The following is a 1,258-nucleotide window of genomic DNA, read 5'->3' on the forward strand; positions in this document are numbered from 1 at the left end:
CCTTTGTAGCGGCACTTCGGTATTTTTAATTTGATAATTTTTTTTAAAATCTTTAAAAAATTATTTGACAAATAAATTAAAATCTTTATAATACGCAGCAACACATTCCCCAATAGCTCAGTTGGTAGAGCATCGGACTGTTAATCCGTGTGTCCCTGGTTCGAGCCCAGGTTGGGGAGCCATATTCCAAGAAGCCCTTCTCATATCGAGAAGGGTTTTCTTTTTGTATTTATTAAATCATTCATTATGATTGTCAAATCACCAACTTTAGTTGCTGATATTCATAATGAATAAATTACAGCTTAAATTACCTCAAATAAAAAGCGCATTCATTTGAACGCGCTTTTTGTTCTTAATACGGCGACATCATCGGTGCAATTTGGCTTACTGCCAAATCTTTGATGACCAGTTGTAGGCTCTGATTGCCCTGCCATTCGTTAATCTCCAAGGCGAATAAGATGTGCACACGACTGGCGCGATAATCCCATTTGTCCGCATCATAATTAAACCAAATGGCATCAATGGGATACTGAACCTGAGGCAGGCGAAGGGTTAGTTTTAGGTGCTTATCCTTCATCACACGGAAGTTTAGCACCTCAAATTCACCATCAAAGCTAGGCGGTGCAAAGCCGTTACCCCAAACGCTGATGCTCTTTAATTCTGATACAAATCTTAGGCTAAAGTCCTCGGGCAGCAGTTCGCCATCTGTGAAATGCTCTTCGTTAAATATCAACTCATCAAATTCATCCATCACCATCAAGAACGCCTGCATGAATTCATCAAAATGCCGCTTTTTAATCGTAAGTCCTGCCGCCATGGCATGCCCACCAAAATGCGTGATCAAGTGCGGATGTGCGATCGCCACCGCCTCAATGGCATCACGAATGTGCACGCCTGCGATGGATCTGGCTGAGCCTTTGATGTAATCATCGTCGTCAGTTTTTTGGGCATCCGCTGGAGCGAATACGATGGTCGGACGATACAGACGCTCCTTGATTCTGCCTGCGACAATACCAATGACGCCCTGATGCCAGTTATCTTGGTATAGGATGATGGCGCGCGGCAGACTAACCTCTTCTGCAGAGCTAAGGTGCAACTCATGAATGATGTCATTCGCTTCATCTCGCATTTGCGTCTCGATGGCGCGGCGCGAGTGGTTTAATTTATTCAACTCTAACGCCAGCGTATGCGCTCGGCTCCAATCATCCGCCAATAAGCACTCAACGCCTGTGCGCATGTTATCCATACGTCCTGCAGC

At 44.5% G+C, this 1,258-nt stretch carries 1 protein-coding gene and 1 tRNA gene; one reads left to right on the forward strand and one right to left on the reverse strand.

Translation table 11 applies throughout. The features are described from left to right. Nucleotides 1-106 precede the first annotated feature (106 nt). A tRNA-Asn gene (locus GY683_RS04140) sits at nucleotides 107-182 on the forward strand. A gap of 170 nt (nucleotides 183-352) precedes the next feature. Here GY683_RS04140 and GY683_RS04145 read toward each other — a convergent pair. Then, the coding region (locus GY683_RS04145) for a DHHA1 domain-containing protein (RefSeq protein ID WP_297287547.1) at nucleotides 353-1,258 on the reverse strand (906 nt) is incomplete at its 5' end.

Origin of the sequence: Moraxella sp., from assembly GCF_024227015.1 — a bacterium.
Classification (GTDB): Bacteria; Pseudomonadota; Gammaproteobacteria; order Pseudomonadales; family Moraxellaceae; genus Moraxella.